This is a genomic window from Mesorhizobium sp. M0139 (assembly GCF_040322455.1).
In the GTDB taxonomy this organism is placed as follows: Bacteria; Pseudomonadota; Alphaproteobacteria; order Rhizobiales; family Rhizobiaceae; genus Mesorhizobium.
In genome coordinates this window covers 57,773-77,466 of record NZ_JAMYTN010000017.1, presented here as the reverse complement: position 1 = coordinate 77,466, position 19,694 = coordinate 57,773, and the positions used below count along the sequence as shown (strand labels likewise).

Below are 19,694 nucleotides of genomic sequence, written 5' to 3'. Positions count from 1 at the left end.
TCTTCGCGACGGAGCTTCGCTCCTGTTTCATCCTGGGATGACGAAGCTCAGAGGCCTCGGCTAATCTCAAACGTCGGCGACGTCAGTCCAAAGGCGATGAAACTGCCTGCCGCCGCCTGATCCTAATCAGTCGTCCCGTCGTTGCCGACACCGTCGGCGTCATCCAGCCGCACGAACGTCAGCCCCTTGGCCTTCAGCGCGAGCAGACCTTGCACGACGCCCTCGCCGGCGGCGTGGGTCGGCTGGTTGATGTGGGCGATGATGACATCGCCATCCTTGGCGGCGGCGATGCGCCGGGCAGTTTCTGTTGCGCCGAGCAACGAGCCGCCATCGCCGTTGATCGAAAAGCCGGCGACCTTGAAGCCAAGCTTGCGGATCATGGCGATAGCCGACGGGCTGTATTCGGCGGTCGCGCCGCGAAACCATTTCGGCGCCGGCTCGCCGGTGCCAGCGAGAGCGGCAGCGCCCGATTCGACTTCGGCCTGCACCGCTTCCGGGCTGCCGGCGCTGCGGATGCCGTAGATCTTGCGCGGCGTGTCAACGGCCGGGATGTGATGGCCGCCATGGTTTTCCAGTTCGAACAGGTCCGGATGCGCGCGCATGATCTCGACGGCGGCGGCGTTGCGCTTCAGCCAGATACCGGTGACGAAGATCGTCGCCGGAATCCGGTTCTCCACCAGCGCCGACAGGATCCTCGTATCGGTCTGCCCGCCGCAGGCGTCGAGCGTAAGCGCGACGCGGCCGACACTGCTACCGTCCTCAGCCTTCAGATGCAGTGCCGGCTCGACAAGCGGCGCGGCCTGGGCCGAGGACACGGCCACGATAGATAGCGCCAAGGCGCAAAACAGCTTTTGCAAGGGATGCCTGTCTTGTCTGAGAATCGGCGCTGTCATAGCCGCATCCCAGGACCCGCAACAAGGCGGAAATCGGGATAGTGGCCGTGAGAAAGCTGATATCCAGACAATGTGACCGCCGCGCACCGTCAGACGGCGTGTTCCAGTTCCACATGCGTGCGTGACAGGACTTCGCGCACGGCCGCGACGACCGGTTCGACCTCGAGGCGCCAGACGCAGCAGGCCTTGCTGGGATCGAGCGGATTGCACAGGCTGCCCGCCACGCAATTGCACGGCATGGATGGCTGCAAGGCGAGGCTGGGCACGCCGACCGGTCCCCAGACGGCCGGGCTGGTCAGGCCGAACAGGCCGACAACCGGCGTTCCGGCCGCTGCTGCCATGTGCATGGGGCCGCTCTCATTGCCGACAAACAGCCGCGCCTGCTGCAACACCGCCAGCAGCGTTTCCAGCGACAGCGCGCCGACGAGGTTGACGATCGACGCGGCACTGGCGAGGATCTGCTCGGCCGGCTTGCGCTCGTCAGGGCCGCCGACGAGTACGAAATCCAGTCCGGTTTCGCGCGAAATCGTGTCGATCACGGCGGCAAAGCGTTCATGCTGCCAGCGCCGGCCGTGAAAACTGGCGCCGGCATGCACCGCGATAAAGCCATTTGGCCGCAGATGGTGTTTGTCCAGCAATGCCTGGGCCCTCGCCGTCTCCATCGGCAATGGCCGAATCGACGGCACCCGCACGCGCAGACCGACGCCGAGCGGCTCGAGCGGCGAAAGGTAGCGGTAGAGATAGTGACGTTCGCCAAAACCGAACGGCTCGGCAAAGACATTGGCGGGCTGGCGCTCATGCCAGCGCAGCGGCCTTTCAGGAGGATTGTAGCCGATGCGGGTGCTGGCGTTGAGGAACCTGACGATGAGCCGCGATGTCTTTGAATCGGTGAGGTCGATGGTCAGGTCGAAACGGAATTGGCGCAGCTGGCTGATCATCGAATAGAGTTCGCGTCCACGCTCCAGCGGGGTGCCGCGCATGGCGGCGCGGCGGAAGGTCACGACTTCCGAGGCGATGCCGTGGGCGGTCACGAAACTGGCGAGGCGCGCCTCGCAGAGGAAGACGATCCTGACACCGGGATATTCGAGCTGCAGGTTCCTGGCGAGCGTGGAGGACAGAACAACGTCGCCGATGAACTTGGTCTGGATAATCAGGATCGAGCGGAAGGGTCTGGGCGAAATCTGTAACATCTTTTTCTCGGCACCGGGCGGGTTGGGGGGCCGTGAAATTGGGCAGAAACGATGTCGGGATTGCGTGTTGAGCCGCGCACATCAGCGTGAATTTGCTTACAAAATCGTAAGCTTAGCGCCAAACGGCCACCCAGGGTGGCCGTTTCATCGCTGCCGAAATGACTATGTCGAAATCAGGATGCCGCGGCGCTCTTTTTGGGGCGCGGCACTGCTGTTTTGGCAATCTGCACCGCGGCTTGGGCTGCGGCCAATCTTGCGATCGGCACCCGGTAGGGAGAGCACGAAACATAGTCGAGGCCGACCTCTTCGCAGAAGCGGATCGAGGCCGGATCGCCGCCATGTTCGCCGCATATGCCGAGCTTGATGTCGGGCCGCGTCGCCCTGCCCTTTTGCGCAGCCATGCGCACCAGTTCGCCGACGCCCTCGATGTCGAGCGAGACGAACGGGTCCTGCTCGATGATGCCTTTCTGCCGATAGGTCTCGAGGAAGGACGCCGCATCGTCGCGCGAGATGCCGAAGGTGGTCTGGGTGAGATCGTTGGTGCCGAAGGAGAAGAACTCGGCCGTAGCGGCGATGACGTGGGCGCGGATCGCCGCGCGCGGAAGCTCGATCATCGTGCCGGTGAGATAGTCGATCTTGACGCCGGTCTCGTCCATGACAGCCTTGGCGACCGCATCGATGCGCGCCTTGACGTAGTCGAGCTCCTTCACCAGGCCGACCAGCGGCACCATGATCTCGGGAACGACCAGCGCGCCGGCTTTCTTGCCGGCCTCGACGGCTGCCTCGAAAATGGCGCGCGCCTGCATCTCGGCGATCTCGGGATAGGAGACGGCGAGACGGCAGCCGCGATGGCCGAGCATCGGGTTGAACTCGTGCAAGGCTTCGGTGCGCTGCCTGAGCTTGTCGGGCGAGACGTTCATGGCGGCGGCGACCTCCGCCACCTCCGCTTCCGTCTTGGGCAGGAATTCGTGCAGCGGCGGATCGAGCAGCCGGATCGTCACCGGCAGGCCGGCCATGATCTCGAACAGTTCGAGGAAATCCGAGCGCTGCATCGGCAACAGCTTGGCAAGCGCGGTGCGGCGGTCCTTCTCGGTATCGGCCAGGATCATCTCGCGCATGGCGACGATACGCTCGCCGTCGAAGAACATGTGCTCGGTGCGGCAGAGACCGATGCCTTCGGCGCCGAAGGAGCGCGCCATGCGCGCATCGAGCGGCGTCTCGGCATTGGTGCGCACCTTCATGCGGCGCACCGCATCGGCCCATTCCATGATGGCGGCGAAATCGCCCGACAGTTCCGGCTGCAGCATCGACACGGCGCCCTTCAGCACCTGGCCGTTGCTGCCATCGATGGTGATGATGTCGCCCTTGCGGAAGGTCTGGCCCATCGACATCAGCGTGCCGGCCTTGTAGTCGACACGCAGCGAGCCGGCGCCCGAAACGCAAGGCTTGCCCATGCCGCGCGCGACCACGGCGGCGTGGCTGGTCATGCCGCCGCGCGTGGTCAGGATGCCTTCCGAAGCATGCATCCCATGAATGTCTTCGGGGCTGGTTTCGATGCGCACCAGGATTGCCTTGCGACCTTGCGTCTTCAGATCCTCGGCATCGCTCGAGGAGAAAACAATCTCGCCGGTCGCCGCGCCCGGAGAAGCCGGCAGGCCGACGCCGATGACATCGCGCGCGGCCTTGGGGTCGATGGTCGGATGCAACAGCTGATCGAGCGAGGCCGGATCGATGCGGGCGACCGCCTCCTCCGTCGTGATCAGCTTGTCGCGCGCCATTTCGACGGCGATCTTCAGCGCCGCCTTGGCGGTGCGCTTGCCGGAACGCGTCTGCAGCATCCACAATTTGCCGCGCTCGATGGTGAATTCGAGATCCTGCATGTCGCGGTAGTGCTGTTCCAGGCGGTCGGAGATGTCGACGAAGGAGCGGAACGCGTCCGGCATCAGTTTCTGCAGCGACGGCTTGTCGGAGCCAGCGGCAATGCGCGCCGCCTCGGTGATGTTCTGCGGCGTGCGGATGCCGGCCACGACATCCTCGCCCTGCGCGTTCACCAGGAACTCGCCGTAGAGCATCTTTTCGCCGGTCGAGGGGTTGCGGGTGAAGGCGACGCCAGTGGCCGACGTCTCGCCCATATTGCCGAACACCATGGCCTGGACATTGACCGCCGTGCCCCAGCTTTCCGGGATGTCGTGCAGGCGCCGGTAGGTGATGGCGCGGTTGTTCATCCAACTGGAAAACACCGCGCCGATCGCCCCCCACAGCTGCTCGTGCGGGTCCTGTGGAAACGGCCTGTCGAGCTCCTCCTCGACCTTGGCCTTGTAGAGGGCAATGACGCTCTGCCATTCCTGCGCTGTCAGTTCGGTGTCGAGCTCGTGGCCGAGGCTGGCCTTCTGGTCTTCGAGGATTTCCTCGAACACTTCGTGGTCGAGACCCATGACGACATCGGAATACATCTGGATGAAGCGGCGGTAGCTGTCATAGGCAAAGCGGGCATCGCCGGAATCGGCTGCCAGCGCCTCGACCGTCTCGTCATTGAGGCCGAGATTGAGCACGGTGTCCATCATGCCCGGCATCGAGGCCCTGGCCCCGGAGCGGACCGAGACCAGAAGCAGCTTCGACGGATCGCCGAAACGGCGCCCGGTCAGTTGCCCGATATGGTCCAGCGCCTTGACGACGTCGGCCTTCAACGCGGCCGGATAGCTGTTGCCGTTGGCATAATAGGCGTTGCAGACTTCGGTGGTGAGGGTGAAGCCCGGCGGCACCGGCAGGCCAAGACTGCACATCTCGGCCAGATTGGCGCCCTTGCCGCCGAGAAGGTTGCGGTCGCCCGCACGTCCCTCCGCGGCGCCATCGCCGAAGGTGTAGACCCATTTGGTCATGCTCGCCCTCCAAGTCCTCGGAAGATAGAACACCGGGGCCAAGACCCGGTTCCCCCGCGTTCCGACCCGAGCGTTATTATGCTGCAGTGCGAAAGGCAAGGTGTGGCAGCGAAGCCCGGCGACTACAATCGATTAAGCAAAAGCAGCGTCGAAAAGACTTGCCGGATCGCTGCCCAGGATATAGAACATATAGGGAACAAGTTGGGAGCAGCGTGATGAAACTCAACGGAAAACTCGACTATCTCGAACTGCCCGCGACCGGCGCAACGCTGGACAGCGTCAAGGCTTTCTACAGCGCCGCCTTCTCGTGGTCGTTCACCGATTACGGGCCGACCTATTCGGGCTTCGGCGAAGGGCTCGATGGCGGCTTCCAGGCCGATGCAGCGGAGGCGCCGGCGAAACCATTGCCGGTGCTCTATTCGCAGGATCTGGAAGCAACGCTCGACGTTGTCGAAAGCGCCGGCGGCACGATCGTTAAGCCGATATTCTCGTTCCCGGGCGGCAGGCGGTTCCATTTCACCGATCCCGCTGGCAACGAGTTGGCGGTCTGGGGCGAATAGCGCGTCCCCGCGCCAAGCGGTGGATCAGTTTTGCACAGTGGCCAACTCGGCATTGAGCTTTCGTGCCGCTCGTCCTATAAGGCCGCGCGCAGCGGGCAAAGCTCGTTTGCTGGGGCGTCGCCAAGTGGTAAGGCATCGGTTTTTGGTACCGACATTCCCAGGTTCGAATCCTGGCGCCCCAGCCAAATCACATGCCTTTGGAATCAATGATTTACCGAACTTATCGATGGCTGCCGTCAGGAGCTATCTGACTCCCACGCGACCCCGACTCCGTTGACAGAGCCGGGGCCGTGCGGAGAGGATCAGTAATCGTTGTCGTCCTGGATGACGACGGGATGATGCCGATGATGTCGATAATAGCGATGATGGCTGCGCTCGATCGAGCCGGTCACGATGACCGTATCCCGGCGATGATGTCTGCGGCCGTGGTCGTAGAAGGCAACCGTGCCGTGTCTGCGGTGATGAAGGCGTTGACCCTGGTCATTGATGACCTTTACGCTCCTGTGATGATGTCGATGGTGGGTCGTGATGACCACGTCAGCTTCGGCTGCCGGAGCTATCGTCGGCATGGCAATGAACAGCGCCAAGGCGCTCACGATCATTGTTTTCATTGTAATATCTCCACCTGCTAATTATCCCTTCGCGGGGATAACCGCGTCCCATCCCTTTGGTTCCGAGTAGCGTCGTCGGTCCCCGGGCGCGATCAGTGACGGCTGCTCCCGTGCAACACGGCGTATCGAAAGAAGAAGTTACGACAGCAGCTCCTGTTGGCAACTTCTGGCAAAGGCGCTCTTTCAAGCCGACCACCAGGGTTACGCCACTCGACAAAGCAGCGCTGCACAGGACCCTTCTATGTCGTCGCGTTCGATCTCCTGATCTGTGACGGGAAACACTTGTCTTGCGAGGAAGACCATCGGCACAATTTGTGAGATTTACGAGACCAATCAGGCCATTTCAGATCCCATAGGTCGGGCCGTCTCAGATCCCGTAAGAAAGTGCAAGGTAAACCACCGGCGCCAAGATCAGCAGAACCGCGATTCCGATAACCACTGCGATTGCCAGGCGCTCTGTTCGCCTGACAAGCTCAGCGACCTTGTCGTCGTCAGCCGATGGTATGAGGTCAAGAACGGAAGAAACTTCCGCAGGACTGTCGTTGTCGTTTGCGGGTCGGGTTGCGCCGTCACGCACAGATCTTTGGACAAAGGTCACTGTTAGCCTCGCTATTGAAACGCACGCCGTGGCGGTGTCACGACAATCGGGTGCCCGCTAACCTCTCAGGAATGGCGGGCACCCGATTGACCACCGATGAAGGGACTCATGCTCGGCAGCCCGGTTCCAATGTATCGGGAGGGCATAGGTTGCCCGCCTTCAGGCCTATGGCTCCGACGTCAGGACTTCAGTCATACCCTGGTCGGACCTTGGTCTGGCAATCGACGAAGCGATGGCGGCCATTTTGTTTCGACGCAGAAAATGCGGGAACATTAGTAGGCTCTTACGAGTTCACTCCCAGCAACTAGTTCGGGAGAGATACGGTGAACAACATAATCTGGCTCATCGGAGCAGTCGTTATCGTGATTGCGATACTGAGCTTCCTGGGCTTCCGATAAACGTGGCAGCTGAATTGCGGTCGGAGCCTATTGCCATCTGTGCCTTATAGGCATCGCTTTCGCGTTGGCCGGGCGCTTTGCATGTGGGCTTTGGCGTTCGCTCTCAGGTGGTGCTTAAATTCCTTCTCTTCGAACCTTACAGAATGCGCGTCGCAAGCAGGTCGCAAGGGCGACGGTCCTGTTGCAACAGTCGGATCGACGCCATCGCCGACGAAATCAACAAAGCATGCTGCGTCAGCTCGCCTCGCGCATCGCCTCGGCGGCCTGCAGATCGACCGAGACCAGTTGGCTGACGCCCTGCTCGGCCATGGTCACGCCGAACAGGCGGTTCATGCGCGCCATCGTGATCGGGTTGTGGGTGATGATGACGAAGCGCGTCTCGGTGGTCGCGGCCATTTCGTCCATAAGGTTGCAGAAGCGTTCGACATTGTGATCGTCGAGCGGCGCGTCGACTTCGTCGAGCACGCAGATCGGCGCCGGATTGGTCAGGAACACGGCAAAGATAAGCGACATCGCCGTCAGCGCCTGCTCGCCGCCGGACAGCAGCGTCATGGTCTGCGGCTTCTTGCCGGGCGGACGGGCCAGGATTTCGAGCCCGGCTTCGAGCGGGTCGTCGGATTCGATCAGCTGCAATTCGGCCGTGCCGCCACCGAACAGATGCGAGAACAGCCGCTGGAAATGGCCGTTGACCACCTCGAAAGCGGCAAGCAGCCGTTCGCGGCCTTCGCGGTTCAGGCTCTGGATCGCTTGCCTCAGTTTGCGGATTGCCTCGATGATGTCCTCGCGCTCGGAAACGATGGCCTCCAGCCGGTCCGACAGTTCCTTCTGCTCTTCCTCGGCGCGCAGATTGACGGCGCCGAGCCGCTCGCGCTCAACCTTCAGCCGGTCGAGCTGGCGCTCGATCTCGGCCATTTCGGGCATCGGGCTGTCGGCTTCCAGGCCAGTATGGCGAATGACCAGATGCGGCGGCGTGTTCAGCGTTTCCTGGATGCGCGCCTCGACCTCGAGCCGGCGCTCATCGGCGGCGGTCAAACGCTCTTCGGCGCGGACGCGGGTTTCGCGGGAATCGGCCAGCGACTGGATCGCCGCGGTGGCGGCCTTGTCCAGCTCGGCCTGCTTGTTCTCGGCCTCCTGCAAGCGGTCGGCGGCCGCCTTGCGCAAGGTCTCTGCCTCGGTCAGCTGCGACAGCAGCGCGCGCCGCCTGGCGTCGATCTCGTCGGGGGCGTCGGCCAGCGTTTCGCGCTCGGCCTCGGCCTCGGCCCTGCGCTCGCCGAGAGAGGCGATCTGGGTCGAGGCGTTTTCGGCCCGCTGCAGCCAGTTGCTGCGCTCGGCGCCGATGGCATCGAGCCGGCGCGTGCGCGCCTCGGCTTCGCGGCGCAGGCCTTCATGGACGGCACGCGCGTCGGCCAAGGTTGCGCGATCGCGGCTGACATTGGCGGCGGTCTGTTCGAGCTGAAGTTGCAGGTCGCCGAGATCGGGGGCGTCCTGCAGCAGCATTTCGGCCTCGGCGAAGGCGGCGGCCGTCTCTTCATGGCTGTCGACGATGCGCGCGCGCGCCTCGTCGAGCGCGGCGCGGCGGCTTGCCAATTCGCCGCCGGCCTTTTCGGCCTCGGCCAAGGCGTTGCGGGCGGCGTCCAGGCCGTGCTGGGCATCGCGCCCTGCCTGGCGGGCATTGCGTTCGGCCTCGCTCGCCTGGCGCAGCGCCTGTTCGGCCTGGGCAAGGGCGGCTTCGGCCTCGCGAACGATCTGCGCCGCCTGCACCGCCTCGGCATCGAGCTCGGCCAGCCGGTTCTTCTGCGCCAGCCTTTGCGCCGCCGCGGTCGGTGCATCGGCGCTGGCGGTCAGCCCGTCCCAGCGCCACAGCGCGCCATCGCGGCTGACCAGCCGCTGGCCGGGCGCAAGCAGCGTCTGCAGGCGGCGGCCATTAGCCGCGTCGACAATGCCGATCTGCGCCAGTCGGCGGGCAAGCTGCGAAGGCGCGCGCACCACGCTGGCGAGGCTCTTGATGCCTTCCGGCAAGGCCGCATCGCCTGGTTGAACCTGGCTTTCGCCCCAATGCACCGGCGCGCTGCGGTCGAGCGGCACGTCGAGGTCCTCGCCAAGCGCAGCACCAAGGGCCGTCTCATAGCCGCGTTCGACGCTGAGTTGCTCCAGCACCGACGGGAAAAGATCGCCGCTGGCGGCATTGAGGATCTTGGCCAGCGTGCGGGCTTCGGTCTCGATGCCGGCGAGTTCGGCCCTGGCATCCTGCAGCGGCGGACGGGCGGCACTCTCGGTGGCGCGCGCCTCGGCGACCGCCTGTTCGGCAGCAATGGCGCCGGCCTCGGCTTCCTCCAGCCGGGCGAGCGCGTCCTCGACCAGAGCACGTTTTTCGGCCGGGTCAGGCAAGCCCGCAACCTTCGACACAATTTCGGACAATTCGCGGTCGACGTCGGCCAGCTGGCGGGCAAAGCGGTCGCGGCGTTCGGCGTTTTCGCGCAGCGTGCGCTCGATCTGATTGCGCGAGGCGGCAGCCTCCGCGCGTTCGGCGGTCAGCGCAGCGAGCTTTGCTTCGCTCTGCGACAGCGTTGCGCCGGCCTGCTCGAAAGCGGCCCGCGTCGTGGCCTCGCGCTCGGCGGCGCCGGCATTTTCGGAGTTGAGCGTGGCTTCTTCCTCGCGCAGGCGCTCAAGAATATCCGCATTGTCGCGGACCATGCGCTCCTCGCGGGCGATGTCGCCGTCGAGCTGCTGCAGCCGGCGCTCCAGTTCGGCCTGGCGGGCGCGGATGCGGCCAGCCTCCTCCTCGATCTGAGCCTTGGCGATCGACAGGCGCTGGAAGGCGGCAGCCGCGGCGGCCTCGGCATCGCGCAGATCGGGCAGCCGGTGGGCGCCGATGCCTTGCTCACGGGCGGCAGCCATCTGGGCGGCGGCGCGGTCGCCGACCAGAGCTGTGGCAACCGCCAATGCCGAACGCGCATCGCCCTCCTGGGTTTTGGCCAAAGTCCAGCGCAGATGCAAGAGCGTGGCTTCCGCCTTGCGGATATCGGCCGACAGGTTCTTGAAGCGCGATGCCTGGCGCGCCTGGCGCTTAAGGCTTTCGATCTGGCTCTCCAGTTCGCCGACGACATCGTCCAGCCGTTCCAGATTTTGTTCGGCCGCCTTCAGCCGAAGCTCGGCCTCGTGACGGCGCGTGTGCAGGCCGGAAATGCCGGCGGCCTCTTCGAGCAGCGCGCGGCGCGCCTGCGGCTTGGCCTGGATCAGTTCGCCGATGCGGCCCTGTCCGACCATGGAAGGCGAGCGCGCGCCGGTCGACTGGTCGGCGAACAGAAGCTGCACGTCCTTGGCGCGGGCTTCCTTGCCGTTGATGCGGTAGAGCGAGCCGGCTTCGCGCTCGATGCGGCGCGACACTTGCAATTCATCGGCGTCGTTGAAGGCGGCGGGCGCGGTCCGGTCGCTATTGTCGAGGAACAGCGTGACTTCGGCGGTGTTGCGGGCCGGGCGCGTTCCCGAGCCGGAAAAGATCACGTCGTCCATGCCGGACGCGCGCATGTTCTTGTATGAGCTTTCGCCCATCACCCAGCGCATCGCCTCGACAAGGTTCGACTTGCCGCAGCCATTCGGCCCGACAATGCCGGTCAGGCCACGTTCGATGACGAACTCGCCGGGTTCGACGAAGGACTTGAAGCCGAGGAGGCGAAGGCGCGAAAACTTCATTCGCGCCTGCCTGGAAGGCACAAAGGTGCGCTGACGCCGAAGCGCAGTCGCTCCGGCGCCGCCTGGACGTCAGAGCAGAGGGTCGATGATGGCCGATATTTCCTCAATCGACATCGCACCTTTGTAGGTTTTCCCGTTGATGAAGAAGGTCGGCGTCGAGTCGACCTTGAATTCATCGGCGCCGCGCTTCTGGACCGATCTCACATCGTCCAGAAGTTTCTGGTCCGTCAAGCAGGCCTCGAAGGACTCCTGTGTAAAACCGGCGAGCTTGGAGATCTGCAGCAGCGCATCCTTGGTATTGTTGACGCCGACCCAGTTGGCCTGCTGCTTGAACAGCACGTCGACCATCGGGAAATAATTGTCCTTCGAACAGCGCGCCAGCATGAAACCGGCCTCGGCGCTCGGATCGAACGGGAATTCGCGCAGGATGTAACGCGCCTTGCCGGTGTCGATGTATTTGGTCTTCAACTCAGGGAAGGTGGTCGCCGCGAAATGCGCACAATGCGGGCAGGTCATCGAAGCATATTCGACGATGGTGACCTTGGCGTCATCCTTGCCGAGCTGCTTGTCGGGCAAAGCGCCGGGCTTCAGCAGTTCGGCCATGTCGACATTGCCGGAAGACTCCGGGACCTTGACGGCGGCCGGAGTGGCAGGCGTCGAAGCAGGCACCGCGGGAGCCGCAGGCTTCACATCCGCTGCTTTGGCATCCTCGCCTGAATCGCTGCATGCGGCGAGCATAGCCACTGCCGGAATGACGGCCAGCGAAGACAGGAGGTTTCTGCGGGACAAGCTACGGTTCATGCGAATCACCTGACTGTGGTTTGATTTTGCAACGCAAAGGCTAGAAAAGGCGAGAGTTGGCGGGAATTAAGGCATCGCCGTCCCCATTCCAATCGCCAAACTCTACATGCAGGATCACGAATGCGCGAGATAGATGACGCGTTCATGACCGACTGATTACCGGTTGATTACCTTGGCCGCTTCCTTTGGCCAAGAATTGTGGCGCCAAGACGCTCCAGCGAGGCGCGCAAGCCTTCATCCTCGATCTTGCCGACGGTATCGGACAATTTGGCCTTTTCGACAGAAGTCAGTGCTCTCGGCGTCGGTTTCGGCCGGGCTTTGTCCCTCAGCACCGGCTTTTGCACGATCCGGATCCTGCCGATCGCGTTGAAGCCGAGAAAGGCATTGACGCGGTTGATGATCTCGCCGGTCTCGTGCTGTAGGTGCAGCGCGGCCATGCCCTCGCAGGCGATGACCAGCACCGCCGGCTCGAACGGATCGTCCTCATGCATGCGGCGCGGCCACTGGATTTTTTCGGGGCGCGAATGGCCGGCGAGCCTGGGGCCGGCGATCTCTTCCCATGACTGCACCAGCCCGATCGAAATGCCGGCCCGCTTGCGCAGCACGGGGTCGAGGATCGCGGTCGCGAGATCGCTCACCGGAACGGGATTGCCGTAAGGCGTTCTCCCTGCCATGTACGTTCTCCAGCCACGCTCCTCACCAGCCTAGAGCCAGCCCGCGATCAATGGCACTGCACGAACAGACCCGCAAGGCCGCATCCGGACCAACTCTATCGGGAGAGATCGCCGCGCGTCTGCTTGCCTGGTACGACGCGCACCATCGCGAACTGCCGTGGCGGATCACGCCGCACGCCGCGGCCGGCGGTGCACGGCCGGACCCCTATCGCATCTGGCTTTCGGAAGTGATGCTGCAGCAGACCACGGTCGAAGCGGTAAAATCCTATTTTCGCGCCTTTGTCGAGAAATGGCCTGATGTGAAGGCGCTGGCGGCTGCGCCGGCCGAGGATGTGATGAAGGCCTGGGCCGGGCTCGGCTATTATTCACGGGCGCGCAACCTCAAGGCCTGCGCCGATCTGGTTGCGAGCCAGGGCGGCCGTTTTCCCGACAACGAAACGGGATTGAGGGAATTGCCGGGGATCGGCGCCTATACGGCGGCGGCGATCGCGGCGATCGCCTTCGACCGTCCGGCGGCGGTCGTCGACGGCAATGTCGAACGTGTCATCTCGCGGCTCTATTCGATCGCAACGCGGCTCAGCGAGGCAAAGCCTGAAATCCGCGCGCTCGTCGCAAGACTGGTTCCGCAGACAAGGCCGGGCGACTTCGCCCAGGCAATGATGGACCTTGGCGCCACGATCTGCACGCCAAGACGGCCGCGCTGCATGCTGTGCCCGGTGCGCGAGGATTGCAGCGCCATCCTGTCCGGCGACCCCGAGCGCTTTCCGGTCCGCCTGCCCAAGGTCGACAAACCACTCAGGCGGGGTGCCGCCTTCGTCGCCGAGCGCGGCGACGGCGCCATCCTGTTGCGCAAGCGGCCTGACAAGGGCCTGCTCGGCGGCATGACCGAGGTGCCGACCACAGGTTGGACAGCGCGGATCGACGGTGCAACCACTTCGGAGGCAGCGCCCTTCCCTGCCGACTGGCGGCGCGCTGGAGAGATCGCGCATGTCTTCACCCATTTCGCGCTCGAGCTCGAAGTTTTTCACGCTCAAGTGAAAAGTGATGCGCCGGAAGGGCATTTCTGGTCGCTGGCCCATGACATTTCCGGAGAAGCGCTGCCGACCGTCATGAAAAAGGTCATCGAAGCAGCGATACCGGGCGCAACCAAAAAACACCGCCCAATTGACTAGCATTCGCTTTGAAAGGCCAGAAATGAGTGAAATCCGCCATATCGTGTTCGACATCGGCCGCGTCTTGCTCCACTACGATCCGAACATTCCGTTCAGCCGCCTCATTCCCGATGCCGAAGAGCGCAAGTGGTTCTTCGACAATGTCTGCACGCATGACTGGAACATCGAGCAGGATCGTGGCCGGACGTGGGAAGAGGCGGAAGCGCTGCTGATCGCGGATTACCCGGATCATGCTGAAAACATTCGCAATTTCCGGCGCTATTGGAACGACATGGTGCCGCATGCCTATGAGGACAGCGTCGCCATCATGCTCGGCCTGATCGAGAGCGGCCGCGACGTGACCATGCTGACGAACTTCGCCGCCGACACGCTTGCCGAGGCAAGACTGCGCTTCGATTTCCTTAGCCGCCCGCGCGGCGTGACCGTGTCGGCCGATATCCGTGAGATCAAGCCCGACCGCGCCATCTACGACCATCACGTGGTCGCGTTCGGCCTGGAGCCCTCCGCCACGCTGTTCATCGACGACAGCCCCAGGAATGTCGACGGAGCCAGGGCGGCTGGCTGGAATGCTGTGCTGTTCACAGATGCAAAAACGCTCAAGGCGGACCTTGAGCGGTATGGCATCGCGACCTGAGCTACGCAGAGGGGTCGAGGTAGCGCTTTATGGCGCCCCCCTCTGCCCTGCCGGGCATCTCCCCCACGAGGGGGGAGATTGGCAGCCTCGCCGACGGCTCTTTCTTACAACGTTGAAGGTTGGCGAAAACAATGAAGCGCGCGATCTCCCCCCTCGTGGGGGAGATGGCCGGCAGGCCAGAGGGGGGCGCCGTAGGGCGCCGACCTTTATGTGGTAGCGTCAGGCCCCTGCCCGTTCCATGCCGAGCCTGGCGATGCGGCGCAGTTCGTCGATCGGGGTCAGGCCGCCCGAGCGCTCATAGTGCCAGAAGGTCCAGCCGTTGCAGGCGTCCAGGCCCTGCACTTCGGCGCCGATCTTGTGGATCGAGCCGGCGCTGTCACCGATGGCAACCGTGCCGTCGGCGCGTACCTTGGCCGACCAGCGCTTCTTGGCATCGTAAAGCGTGGCGCCGGGCTGCATAAGCCCGGTATCGATGAGGCTGACAAAGGCGACGCGCGGCTCGGCGCGCTTGCCGGTGAGCACGGCGAGATCGGCGCTTTCCAGCGGCCGCACCGCATCGATGCGCTCATTGGCGGCGTCGATATAGGCCTGTTCGCGCTCGATGCCGACGAAATGGCGGCCAAGCCGCTTGGCCACGGCGCCGGTGGTGCCGGAGCCGAAAAACGGGTCGAGCACGATGTCGCCCGGCTTGGTCGAGGCCATCATGATGCGGGCGAGCAGCGCTTCCGGCTTCTGCGTCGGATGCAGCTTGTCGCCATTGTCGTTCTTCAGCCGCTCGCCGCCAGTGCAGATCGGGAACAGCCAGTCGGAGCGCATCTGGATGTCGTCGTTCGATGCCTTCATGGCTTCGTAGTTGAAGGTATAGCCCTTGCCCTTCTGGTCGCGCGAGGCCCAGATCATGGTCTCATGCGCGTTCTGGAAGCGGCGACCGCGGAAATTAGGCATTGGGTTGGTCTTGCGCCAGACGACATCGTTGAGGATCCAGAAGCCGAGATCCTGCATCTTGGCGCCGACGCGGAAGATGTTGTGGTAGGAGCCGATGACCCAGATGGTGCCATTCGGCTTCAGCACGCGGCGTGCCGCCAGGAGCCAGGCGCGGGTGAAGGCGTCATAGGCCTCGAAACTCTCGAACTGGTCCCAGTCATCGTCGACGGCGTCGACCTTGGACTGGTCGGGCCGGTGCAAATCGCCGTCGAGTTGCAGATTGTAAGGCGGATCGGCGAAGATGACGTCGATGGATTTTTCCGGCAGCCGGTCGAGCGCGGCGACACAATCGCCCTTGAGGATCGTGTCCAGCCACTCGGATTGCTGGGGGGCGTGGGAGAGGTCGGCGAGAAGACGCACGGCAGACATTTTTACACCCAAGGCACGCGTTACTGTTTACTCCCCGTTATGGTTACCGATCAGCGTAAATATTCGGTGAAGGACGCAACGGTCCAGGCAGCCCTGACGTCGTCAATTTGCGCAGCCCGGCCCGTTGGTGTATGTCGCGCCGCTTGAGCCTTGCCGGGCCTCCATCACCCTCCCTCGTTCGGATTGCCATGCCCCAGCCAGATCTTGTCATCTTCGATTGCGACGGCGTGCTCGTCGATTCCGAAATCATCGCAGCCCGCGTCGAGGCCGAATTGCTGACCTTGGCCGGATATGAAATCTCGGCTGAGGAATACGCCGAAACCTATGCCGGACTGACCTTCAAGGACATCATGATGCGGGTCGAGCAAAAATCCGCCATCCCGTTCCAGGCCTCGATGATCGACCGGGCCGAAGAGCTGGTCGACCGCAAACTGCGCAGCGACGTGCGCGCCATCGACGGCGTGCGCGAGGCGGTCGCCGCGGTCACCGCGCCGCGCTGCGTCTGCTCGAACTCACGCTTGGAGCGGATCGAGTTCATGCTCGAGAAAGTGGGCCTGCTGCCGTTCTTCGCCGGCCGGATTTTTTCAGCGCTGGAAATACCAAGCAAGAAAACCAAGCCCGCGCCGGATGTGTTCCTGATCGCGGCGCAGCAACTCAACGCCAATCCGGCAAACATCTTCGTCATCGAGGATTCGGTGCACGGCGTCACCGGCGCCAGGGCCGCTGGCATGCGCGTGATCGGCTTCACCGGCGCCGCGCACAGCTATCCCGGCCATGCCGATGTGCTGACCGAAGCCGGCGCCGAAACCGTCATCCGCCGCTGGGCCGAACTGAAAAGTGTGGTTGCCGCTCTGTCGGAATGGTCGGACGCCTGAACCGATCAGTCCTTGGCTTTGGCCGACTTGGCCGGTTTCTTCTTTGCCCTGTTGTAGGCAATCGCGGCACGGACGAGCGCTTTCAGCGCATCCGCATCGATCTCGTCGCCCTCCGCCACATCGATGGCGCGCCACACCTTGCCGTTGAGCCCGTTGTTGAACAGCCTGTCGGGATCCGGCAGGCTGGCGCCGTGAGAAAAGGTCAGCTTCACCTTGTCCTTGTGAGCGTTGCCGACGGCGATCATGCCGTCGCGCGACCATACCGGGCTGCCCATCCACTTCCACTCCTCGATGATTTCCGGGTCGGCGTCGAGGATGGTCTTGCGCAGGCTGGCCAACGTCTTGCCCCGCCAATCGTCCAGCTCCCGGATTCGGGCATCTATCCGCTCGGAGGCAGAGGCGCCTCCCTCGTCCTTGCTCGACATGCTGACCTTCATGGTCTGCCTCCGTTCACATCTTCTCGCCGGGCAATCGGCTGGCCTGGCTCACCCAGGAGGCGAAGCGGGCTTCGTCGATCTCTTCGCCTTCATGGATGTCGAGATAGCGCACTTCCTTTTGCCTGGAACCGCCGGGAGGCACAGGATCGAGCGACGTGCCGCGAAAGAAGGCGACTTTGACGTATCTGGTGAAGCAATGCAGGCTGAGGAACCAACCCTCGCCCTCGATGCCATAGAACGGTGAGTTCCACTTCACCGCCTTGCAGACGCTGGGGACGGCGCTGACGATAAGTGCGTCGATCCAGCGCCCGACATCGCTTTTCCAGCCCGGCATGGCAGCAATATAGGCCTGCACCGGAGCGTCCCCATAGGCCTTCGGGATCTGCGGGTTGCCGCCCGAAAGCAGGACCGGCTTTTCCGGCTTGTCTGGGGCCGGTTTTGCGACCTTCGATTTTCCCGGCGCCTTGGCCATGTCCTACCCTTGCGCGCCCTGCTCGCCACGCGATCTCGCGACGTAAGGCAGCACGAACATGTAGAGGCCGCTGAACAGCAGCAGGAATAGCGGCAGCAGCGGCGAATAGACCACCCAGGCCGGAGGTTGCCCGAACGCCATGGTGATGAAATTGGCTGCCACGGTCAGCGTGAAGATGATCGACAGCCAACGATGGGTTTGACGTATCCATTTGCTCAAGTTCATTGCAACTTCCTCTTGAAACCAGCGCCTACCAACGCGCCAGTTGGGTGATCTGGATGAGATTGCCGCAGCTGTCGTTGAGCTGGGCGATAGTCGAGCCGGTCACTTCTGTCGGCGCCATGGCGAACGCACCGCCGCGTCCCTTGATGCGCTCGTAATCACCCTTGACGTCGTCGGTGAACAGCATGAGCGCGGGCTGCCCCTGCTTGAAGATGGCCTGCTGGTAGGCCTTGGCGGCCGGGTTGTCGTTGAGCGCCAGCTGTAGCTCGGCTCCCTCGGGCTCATCGGGTGAGATGACGGTCAGCCAACGAAAAGCCCCATTGCTGAAATCGGCCTTCACAGCAAAGCCCAGCACGTCGGTGTAGAAGCGCAGTGCGTTGTCCTGGTTGTCCACATAGACGCTGGTCAGCTTGATCTTCATCGATTTCCTCCTTTTTGCATTCGGTGCCCCGCGATCAGGGCATGGTACCGGCAGGCTTCAATCCGGCTTCGCCAGAAGCTGCTCCAGCTTGGTGAGGAATTGCTGCCACCCGGCCATGGCTCCGCCATAGGCCTGCTTCTGGCTCGGATGGAAACCCGACTGCTCGACGCGCAGATGGGTCCCCTTGCTGGTGGGCGTGAGCGTGAACGTCACCACGCTCTTCAGATTGTAGGCGGCATCCTCATGCGCAAAATCCCAGCTGTAGGACAGCGTCCTGCCTTGCTCGACGGCGAGGACCTCGCAATCGAGCACGCCGCCCCAGTCGCCGCGAAGATTGAAGCTGTGGCCGACGACAGGCTTGAAATCGTTCTTCATGAGCCATTCCTCCATCAGATGCGGCTGCGTCAACGCGCGCCAGATCTTCTCCGCCGGCCAGGATATTTCACGTTCGACGACGACGGTGCGCAGTTCGGGATTGCTCACTGGTCCATCCTTTTAAGCAGGTTTTCGAGGTCATCGAAGCGGCCCTCCCAGAATCCTGTCATTTGAACTGTCCAGTCGGTCAGCGGACCAAGTGCCTCGGGCTGCGCGCTGTAGTGGGTCTGGCGTCCGGCGTGGCGGTCACGCACCAGCCCGGCCAGCTTCAGGACGCCGAGATGCTTCGACACCGCCGGTTGCGAAACCCCGGACTGCGCCGTCAGCGCCCCCACGGTCTGCTCACCTTGGCGGCACAAGCGCTCGAAGATGGCCCGCCGGGTCGGGTCGGCAAGCGTTCTGAACAAAGTATCGTGGGCGTCCGGCATCGAGATCAATAACCTGCGAGCTATTGATTGACGTATAACCGCCGGGATATGGATGAGTCAAGTGCGCTGGCGGAATGGATCGAGATTAAAGCGCAGACGCGACCTGCCGCAGGCGCACGCCTGCAGGATTACGATCGGATCGTTTGGATCTTTCAAAGAGTTGACCGGCACCGTCGCAGCAGCGACGGCGCCCAGGCGCTTAGTTCGTCGCGGGAGCGCGCTTCTTTTTCTTGCCGGACTTCTTGTCCACCGCCGCCGGCGCGGTGTCGTCATAGCCGGCATAGACAGTGTAATCCCGGGCGGAGGGTTCGGGCACGACGACGTTGGGATCGGTGAACACGAACTGGGTGGCGGTCGAGGGATCGCTGACCTGGATCTGATAGGGGTGGATCTGCGAATAAAGTACGTCGGGGCCGTGCATGACGGCAATGCGGATCGGCATGGTGATGGTGCCGGGGGCGAACAGCGGTCCCGGCACGATCTTGCCGGCAACCCCAACCTTCATCGTCAACTGGCCGTTGGCACGGCTGCAATCGCGGCTCACATCGCTGATCGAGGCCTGGTAGATGATCTTGGCCGGATCCTTGTTCGGATCGACGATGGAGCCGTCAGGCGCCGTCTGCGCGGCGGCAGCGGCCTCGGCATCCTGTGTTGCATCAGCCTTTTTCTTTTTCGGCTGCGGCGCGCCCTTGGCGTAGGTATTGAAGTATGCGGTGCCGTCACGCACCGTCACTTTCGGGCAGTAGGCCTGCAACTGGCTGGCGAGAACCTTGGGATCCTGAGGCGGTATTGGCGCATTCGGGTCGGTCTTCTTGCCGAAACCGAGATTGAGGATGCCATTGTCGCTCGATTGGCAACCGGCGGCGGCAAGCATAAAGCCCGTTAGCGCCAGACCCGCGACAAAGCGACGGTTGAACCTATGAAACGCCATGAAACTGCACTTCCCTCTCGCAAAGTTGGTGACGTATAGCAACGCCACGGCAAAAATGCGACTGAGGCGGCTCGGAA

General features: G+C 63.2%; 19 protein-coding genes and 1 tRNA gene. 5 read left to right on the top strand and 15 right to left on the bottom strand.

Annotation, left to right across the window (positions count from 1 at the left end; all coding sequences use genetic code 11):
- Positions 1 to 122 precede the first annotated feature (122 nt).
- The 3 genes from NKJ58_RS25780 to ppdK form a co-directional block, all read right to left on the bottom strand.
- Positions 123 to 893 (bottom strand): polysaccharide deacetylase family protein, encoded by a 771-nt coding sequence (locus NKJ58_RS25780; RefSeq protein WP_050588131.1) that lies wholly within the window; start codon positions 891 to 893, stop codon positions 123 to 125.
- Between the two features lie 89 nt (positions 894 to 982).
- Positions 983 to 2,083, bottom strand: a complete 1,101-nt coding sequence (locus NKJ58_RS25775) for a glycosyltransferase family 9 protein (protein ID WP_352520004.1) — start codon at positions 2,081 to 2,083, stop codon at positions 983 to 985.
- A 173-nt stretch (positions 2,084 to 2,256) separates the two neighbouring features.
- Positions 2,257 to 4,962 carry a pyruvate, phosphate dikinase gene (gene ppdK / locus NKJ58_RS25770; RefSeq protein ID WP_352520003.1) on the bottom strand — a complete coding sequence of 902 codons (2,706 nt, stop codon included), beginning with the start codon at positions 4,960 to 4,962 and terminating at the stop codon, positions 2,257 to 2,259.
- Positions 4,963 to 5,177: 215 nt separating this feature from the next.
- On the opposite strand from ppdK, the gene NKJ58_RS25765 reads away from it, so the two are divergent.
- Positions 5,178 to 5,522: a VOC family protein gene (locus NKJ58_RS25765; RefSeq protein WP_352854094.1), complete on the top strand. Its 345-nt coding sequence runs from the start codon at positions 5,178 to 5,180 to the stop codon at positions 5,520 to 5,522.
- 110 nt (positions 5,523 to 5,632) lie between these two features.
- Positions 5,633 to 5,707, top strand: a tRNA-Gln gene (locus NKJ58_RS25760).
- Positions 5,708 to 5,824: 117 nt separating this feature from the next.
- Here the strand turns inward: NKJ58_RS25760 and NKJ58_RS25755 are convergent.
- The 4 genes from NKJ58_RS25755 to NKJ58_RS25740 all read right to left on the bottom strand — a co-directional run bounded on the left by NKJ58_RS25755 (position 5,825) and on the right by NKJ58_RS25740 (position 12,297).
- Positions 5,825 to 6,133 (bottom strand): hypothetical protein, encoded by a 309-nt coding sequence (locus NKJ58_RS25755; RefSeq protein WP_023670691.1) that lies wholly within the window; start codon positions 6,131 to 6,133, stop codon positions 5,825 to 5,827.
- 1,230 nt (positions 6,134 to 7,363) lie between these two features.
- Positions 7,364 to 10,822, bottom strand: a complete 3,459-nt coding sequence (gene smc, locus NKJ58_RS25750) for a chromosome segregation protein SMC (RefSeq protein ID WP_352520002.1) — start codon at positions 10,820 to 10,822, stop codon at positions 7,364 to 7,366.
- Between the two features lie 69 nt (positions 10,823 to 10,891).
- Positions 10,892 to 11,623 carry a DsbA family protein gene (locus tag NKJ58_RS25745; protein ID WP_023687169.1) on the bottom strand — a complete coding sequence of 244 codons (732 nt, stop codon included), beginning with the start codon at positions 11,621 to 11,623 and terminating at the stop codon, positions 10,892 to 10,894.
- Between the two features lie 167 nt (positions 11,624 to 11,790).
- Complete coding sequence (locus NKJ58_RS25740) at positions 11,791 to 12,297, bottom strand: DUF721 domain-containing protein (RefSeq protein WP_023687168.1); 507 nt, start codon at positions 12,295 to 12,297, stop codon at positions 11,791 to 11,793.
- 50 nt (positions 12,298 to 12,347) lie between these two features.
- Here NKJ58_RS25740 and mutY point away from each other — a divergent pair, with 50 nt between their 5' ends.
- Positions 12,348 to 13,469 (top strand): A/G-specific adenine glycosylase, encoded by a 1,122-nt coding sequence (gene mutY / locus NKJ58_RS25735; protein WP_023668390.1) that lies wholly within the window; start codon positions 12,348 to 12,350, stop codon positions 13,467 to 13,469.
- Between the two features lie 22 nt (positions 13,470 to 13,491).
- Positions 13,492 to 14,103, top strand: a complete 612-nt coding sequence (locus NKJ58_RS25730; RefSeq protein ID WP_023818955.1) for an HAD family hydrolase — start codon at positions 13,492 to 13,494, stop codon at positions 14,101 to 14,103.
- A gap of 219 nt (positions 14,104 to 14,322) precedes the next feature.
- Here the strand turns inward: NKJ58_RS25730 and NKJ58_RS25725 are convergent, their stop codons facing one another.
- Positions 14,323 to 15,456 carry a site-specific DNA-methyltransferase gene (locus tag NKJ58_RS25725; RefSeq protein ID WP_023687165.1) on the bottom strand — a complete coding sequence of 378 codons (1,134 nt, stop codon included), beginning with the start codon at positions 15,454 to 15,456 and terminating at the stop codon, positions 14,323 to 14,325.
- 188 nt (positions 15,457 to 15,644) lie between these two features.
- Between NKJ58_RS25725 and NKJ58_RS25720 the strand changes: the two genes are divergently transcribed.
- Positions 15,645 to 16,331, top strand: a complete 687-nt coding sequence (locus NKJ58_RS25720) for an HAD family hydrolase (protein WP_023740718.1) — start codon at positions 15,645 to 15,647, stop codon at positions 16,329 to 16,331.
- Positions 16,332 to 16,336: 5 nt separating this feature from the next.
- On the opposite strand, the gene NKJ58_RS25715 is transcribed toward NKJ58_RS25720, so the two are convergent.
- The 7 genes from NKJ58_RS25715 to NKJ58_RS25685 form a co-directional block, all read right to left on the bottom strand.
- On the bottom strand, positions 16,337 to 16,768 hold the full coding sequence (locus tag NKJ58_RS25715; protein ID WP_023668394.1) for a DUF1801 domain-containing protein: 432 nt from the start codon (positions 16,766 to 16,768) through the stop codon (positions 16,337 to 16,339).
- Positions 16,769 to 16,781: 13 nt separating this feature from the next.
- Entirely contained in the window at positions 16,782 to 17,240 is a 459-nt protein-coding gene (locus NKJ58_RS25710) for a DUF1801 domain-containing protein (protein ID WP_023668395.1), read from the bottom strand.
- A gap of 3 nt (positions 17,241 to 17,243) precedes the next feature.
- The gene (locus tag NKJ58_RS25705) at positions 17,244 to 17,465 is read right to left on the bottom strand and encodes a hypothetical protein (RefSeq protein WP_023668396.1); all 222 of its coding nucleotides are present in this window, start codon (positions 17,463 to 17,465) and stop codon (positions 17,244 to 17,246) included.
- A gap of 25 nt (positions 17,466 to 17,490) precedes the next feature.
- Positions 17,491 to 17,883 carry a VOC family protein gene (locus tag NKJ58_RS25700; RefSeq protein ID WP_023687162.1) on the bottom strand — a complete coding sequence of 131 codons (393 nt, stop codon included), beginning with the start codon at positions 17,881 to 17,883 and terminating at the stop codon, positions 17,491 to 17,493.
- Positions 17,884 to 17,940: 57 nt separating this feature from the next.
- Positions 17,941 to 18,366, bottom strand: coding sequence for an SRPBCC family protein (locus NKJ58_RS25695; RefSeq protein ID WP_023740717.1), 426 nt, complete (start codon positions 18,364 to 18,366; stop codon positions 17,941 to 17,943).
- Positions 18,363 to 18,686, bottom strand: coding sequence for an ArsR/SmtB family transcription factor (locus NKJ58_RS25690; RefSeq protein ID WP_023740716.1), 324 nt, complete (start codon positions 18,684 to 18,686; stop codon positions 18,363 to 18,365). The genes NKJ58_RS25695 and NKJ58_RS25690 overlap by 4 nt, the downstream gene beginning before the upstream one ends.
- 199 nt (positions 18,687 to 18,885) lie before the next feature.
- Entirely contained in the window at positions 18,886 to 19,617 is a 732-nt protein-coding gene (locus NKJ58_RS25685) for a hypothetical protein (protein WP_023740715.1), read from the bottom strand.
- Positions 19,618 to 19,694 lie beyond the last annotated feature (77 nt).

Bases quoted from the DNA above. Each gene is read 5' to 3' on its own strand.
- NKJ58_RS25780 (WP_050588131.1), bottom strand. From the start codon at position 893: ATGACAGCGCCGATTCTCAGACAAGACAGGCATCCCTTGCAAAAGCTG.
- NKJ58_RS25775 (WP_352520004.1), bottom strand. From the start codon at position 2,083: ATGTTACAGATTTCGCCCAGACCCTTCCGCTCGATCCTGATTATCCAG.
- ppdK (WP_352520003.1), bottom strand. From the start codon at position 4,962: ATGACCAAATGGGTCTACACCTTCGGCGATGGCGCCGCGGAGGGACGT.
- NKJ58_RS25765 (WP_352854094.1), top strand. From the start codon at position 5,178: ATGAAACTCAACGGAAAACTCGACTATCTCGAACTGCCCGCGACCGGC.
- NKJ58_RS25755 (WP_023670691.1), bottom strand. From the start codon at position 6,133: ATGAAAACAATGATCGTGAGCGCCTTGGCGCTGTTCATTGCCATGCCG.
- smc (WP_352520002.1), bottom strand. From the start codon at position 10,822: ATGAAGTTTTCGCGCCTTCGCCTCCTCGGCTTCAAGTCCTTCGTCGAA.
- NKJ58_RS25745 (WP_023687169.1), bottom strand. From the start codon at position 11,623: ATGAACCGTAGCTTGTCCCGCAGAAACCTCCTGTCTTCGCTGGCCGTC.
- NKJ58_RS25740 (WP_023687168.1), bottom strand. From the start codon at position 12,297: ATGGCAGGGAGAACGCCTTACGGCAATCCCGTTCCGGTGAGCGATCTC.
- mutY (WP_023668390.1), top strand. From the start codon at position 12,348: ATGGCACTGCACGAACAGACCCGCAAGGCCGCATCCGGACCAACTCTA.
- NKJ58_RS25730 (WP_023818955.1), top strand. From the start codon at position 13,492: ATGAGTGAAATCCGCCATATCGTGTTCGACATCGGCCGCGTCTTGCTC.
- NKJ58_RS25725 (WP_023687165.1), bottom strand. From the start codon at position 15,456: ATGTCTGCCGTGCGTCTTCTCGCCGACCTCTCCCACGCCCCCCAGCAA.
- NKJ58_RS25720 (WP_023740718.1), top strand. From the start codon at position 15,645: ATGCCCCAGCCAGATCTTGTCATCTTCGATTGCGACGGCGTGCTCGTC.
- NKJ58_RS25715 (WP_023668394.1), bottom strand. From the start codon at position 16,768: ATGAAGGTCAGCATGTCGAGCAAGGACGAGGGAGGCGCCTCTGCCTCC.
- NKJ58_RS25710 (WP_023668395.1), bottom strand. From the start codon at position 17,240: ATGGCCAAGGCGCCGGGAAAATCGAAGGTCGCAAAACCGGCCCCAGAC.
- NKJ58_RS25705 (WP_023668396.1), bottom strand. From the start codon at position 17,465: ATGAACTTGAGCAAATGGATACGTCAAACCCATCGTTGGCTGTCGATC.
- NKJ58_RS25700 (WP_023687162.1), bottom strand. From the start codon at position 17,883: ATGAAGATCAAGCTGACCAGCGTCTATGTGGACAACCAGGACAACGCA.
- NKJ58_RS25690 (WP_023740716.1), bottom strand. From the start codon at position 18,686: ATGCCGGACGCCCACGATACTTTGTTCAGAACGCTTGCCGACCCGACC.
- NKJ58_RS25685 (WP_023740715.1), bottom strand. From the start codon at position 19,617: ATGGCGTTTCATAGGTTCAACCGTCGCTTTGTCGCGGGTCTGGCGCTA.